3 protein-coding genes and 1 pseudogene are annotated in these 3,624 nt (G+C 54.6%); all 4 read left to right on the forward strand.

What is annotated here, in order from left to right; all coding sequences use genetic code 11:
* Positions 1-1,183 (forward strand): hypothetical protein (locus tag AC2VLY_RS16810; RefSeq protein WP_486892891.1); only part of this gene is annotated, 1,183 nt, incomplete at its 5' end.
* 603 nt (positions 1,184-1,786) lie between these two features.
* Positions 1,787-2,926: a tyrosine-type recombinase/integrase gene (locus tag AC2VLY_RS16815; protein WP_486892892.1), complete on the forward strand. Its 1,140-nt coding sequence runs from the start codon at positions 1,787-1,789 to the stop codon at positions 2,924-2,926.
* Positions 2,923-3,357 carry a helix-turn-helix domain-containing protein gene (locus AC2VLY_RS16820; protein ID WP_486892893.1) on the forward strand — a complete coding sequence of 145 codons (435 nt, stop codon included), beginning with the start codon at positions 2,923-2,925 and terminating at the stop codon, positions 3,355-3,357. The genes AC2VLY_RS16815 and AC2VLY_RS16820 overlap by 4 nt, the downstream gene beginning before the upstream one ends.
* A gap of 9 nt (positions 3,358-3,366) precedes the next feature.
* Positions 3,367-3,624 (forward strand): annotated as a pseudogene (locus AC2VLY_RS16825) (hypothetical protein); the annotation flags it as partial.

The raw sequence follows: 3,624 nt of genomic DNA on the forward strand, positions 1-3,624 counted from the left end.
CGTTCCGGAAACCGAAAATCAGGACAAAGCGCTGGAAAAGATTGTTGCCAATAATCTGAGCGTCGTCGAAGTCAAACACTTCCTGGCCAAGCTGACGCAGAAGTTGAGTTCTGCCATTTTCGACCGTGCGGAATGCGCACAATGCCGCTTTAACACGGCCGTGCAATCCTCCCTCTTTTCCGAACTGGTGGCCGATGACAGTTTTTGCACCAACGCCGATTGCTTCTCCAAAAAAACGGAGGAAGCGGCGAACATCAAGGCGGAAGCGTTGAAGGAAAACGTCCAAACCGTTCGCGTCGTCAGTCTGCAGGACACGCAGGAAAACTTTACCAAACTGTCCGAACAGGGTGGCCATGGTGTCGGTTGTGACCAGTTCCGGTCCTGCCACTCCTGTGCCAAATATGGCGCGGTAGTCTGGCTGACCCCCGGACATGAAGGCGAAGTCGAACAGGATATTTGCTTTGACCTTGACTGTCACGCCCAAAAGGTGGCTGCAGCACATCCGGCTCCAGTGATCGCCCCAACTACCGGACCTGATTCTGTCGAGACAGGCGCATCGCCTGGACTGGATGATGACGGGCTGGAAAACGCGAGTTGCGGTGAGAACAATCAGGATAACACCGGTTCTTGCTGCGGCTCTTCGACCCCTGCGGAAACACAGTTTATCAGCAGCGCGATTATCGAATACCGCCGGAACCTCTGGAACATGGTGGCGAAAAAGATGATAGCGGCCGATCTGGAAAAAGGCCGTACCATTTTGCTGGCCCTTGTTATTAATGGACGTTCTTCGACGACCGATAAGTACAAAATCGAATCGGTACTGAAGAAATACGATGTGCAATCCAGTAGCTTTGAGGCCCTTTGTTCGGATATTGATAGCAAAGACATGGCCCTGCGCCTGTCTGCAGCCTCTGCGGCTACCGCCTTTGACAGTTTGCAGCATTCCGAAGTGCAAAGCATCCTCCACTACCTTCGCCCGAACCTGGGAGACTTCTGGAAGATGGATGCGGATTACCTAAAGCTGCTCACCAAAGCCCAGATTCGCGCGGTCTGCGATGAGTTGGGCATCTCCGAAAAGCTGGAAAGCAAGGTCTTCACTGATAAGAAAGAAGCCCTGGTGAAAGCCATCATGGAATCAGGTATCGATTTTGCCGGCCTGGTCCCCGCTCACTTGAATTATTGATGCATCACCACCCTGCCGAGTAGGACTCGGCAAGGTGGTTTATTCCTGGGGGCTCTCTATATGGAGAGCCGCCTTTCCTCTGCTGTGTCTGCACACGGCATGTGTTGCACACGGCATGTGTCTGCACACGGCAAAGGAAAGGTTTACGCACTTTTAGTGCCGCACCGGACGTTTCCGGATCTATCGTTTGCCGGTCTGACCGCGCAAATTTCCTACCCGCCCAACCGGGCATTCATACGGAGTATAAAACCATGTTCTTTGATGAACTTGCTTCCTTACAATATTGCCAATAATTTTTACAATATCAGGCGATCCATTTCCAATGCCCTGTTTCTAAATGTAAAGTAGACTTCAATCTTTTGCATTTCCTGCAGCAAATGCAGGTTTCCCGCATGCGTCATTCCCATATTGGAAATTCCCACCAATCCGAACATCCCCCATAGGTTCAAGGAGTTGGAAGATTCTCATGTTTACAGGTTGATTTGACGGCGTTGTGCAGGTTTTTTTCATCTAACGGTGTTTTACCTCTCTTTGCGAAACATATCTTCATGGTGTACAGTGTCGATATGGGCATTTCCACTTTCCGGAGATTGCAAACGCATCATGGCCACCCGCAAGCTGAGATCCATCCCCGACTCGCACCAGGGCGCAACTGCGGTACCGCCAGTCTTTCGTCTGCCCGACAAGGACGAGACGCTGTTTCGGGAGATGCTGGAAGCCTACGTCACCCGCCGCCGGGGTGCGCTGCGGCATCAACACAAGAGCGTGAATCGAGATACTCGCATCATCCTGGAGTTCCTTCAGTTCAGTGGGAAGGCGCCGTGGTACTGGACCGAAGAAGGCTTTGAAAAGTGGAGTTATGAGATCGGCGTGGTACGCACCCTGGCCGTGAGTTCCCAGCGGCACTATCAGGGTGCAATCCGGGGTTTTCTCGCCTACCTGATAGAGAACGTCAAATTCCGCAATGTCGTGCGGCGGGAATATGGCGTCGATCTGGTGCAGATCTGTCATCCAGAGAACTGCATTCCCCATATTTCCGAGCGGGAACTGACCCGCGAACGGCCGGCACTGACCCATGCGGAGATCAACCAGTTTTTTAACGCTTATGATACTGCCATTACGGAAGCCGCCAGCTTTAAGACTAAGGACTTGCGCCCCCTGCAGCGGGACAAGACGATGTTTTATCTGACCTATGCGGCGGGGCTGCGGGCTTCCGAAATCATCGGATTGAATGTCTCTTCCTTCCAGCCCAATCCGAACATCCCCGAATTAGGGGAATACGGGTTTATTTCTGCCTGGGGTAAGGGCAGCCGGGGCAGTGGCCCGAAGCATCGGATGGTACCAGTCACATTTTTACCCGTTTCCGCCTTGCTGACGTGGTACATTCAGGAGGTGCGCCCCCTGTTTATGGACGTTTCAGACGCCAATGACCAGGCGCTTTTTCTCTCGGAGCGTGGCCACCGCATCGCCTTATCAACCTTTGAGGCGCGCTTTCAGCATGGAATTGCTCTGGCCGGACTGGAGGACCATGGATTTACGCCGCACTGCCTCCGGCACTCTTCGGTCACGCATGAAGCTCAGCGCTTCAGTGGGGAAATGGTACGCCGCAAGCATGGGCACACCTATCAGGCGACAACCCAGGGATATATGCACCATCCCGACGAATTCGTAAACGAGGAAATCACCCGGGCGATTGGCTCGCAACTGGACGCTTTACTGGGCAAGAATGAGGATAAGGAATGAGTAGATTGGCGACACTCAATACACTGGAATGGCGCGTGCGCGTGATGATGGCCGAACGCCACATCAAAACCATTACCGAACTGCGCAAGCAACTGGAGGAAGTGGGGGTCGAGATTTCGACGACACAACTCAGTCGGATAGTGGACGCTCTCCCTACACGCATCAGCTCGGAAGTCCTGGCGGGACTGACAACGGTTCTGCGTTGTGAGGTCGGTGATCTGATACGGGTAGCTCGGCGTCGCCCGCCCACGGAACAGGACATTGATGACCGTCACCCTGCTGACACCGTTTCCAACATGCGCTCCACCGACGACGCGACACCGGATTCATCGCCCAAACGCGGGGTACGCCGGACGCGGGAACCAATCAGCACGAATGTCACTGGCCCAAAAGTCACGGCCCTCCCCATCCCTGAGCGGCCCAAACGTTGAGCACCAGTCATGACTCCCGGCAAAGCGCATAAAACCTGCGGCTGTTGTGGTCGGTCGATGGCCAAGGCCGTCGCCGTAACGGACGGCGTGGCCTATTGCGCCACCTGCTATGCCCGCGAGTTCAAAAAAGTGCCGTGTGCCCAGTGCGGAAAAACCATGCGCTCGCTGGGCGGCAAAACACCGGTGACCTGTCGTTCCTGCAAGGCCCATGATCGGCACTGTGTCCGCTGTGGCAAACCCGTACCCCGTGCCGGCCTCACGGTGGAG

This window comes from Acidithiobacillus sp. TH-A36, assembly GCF_057473445.1.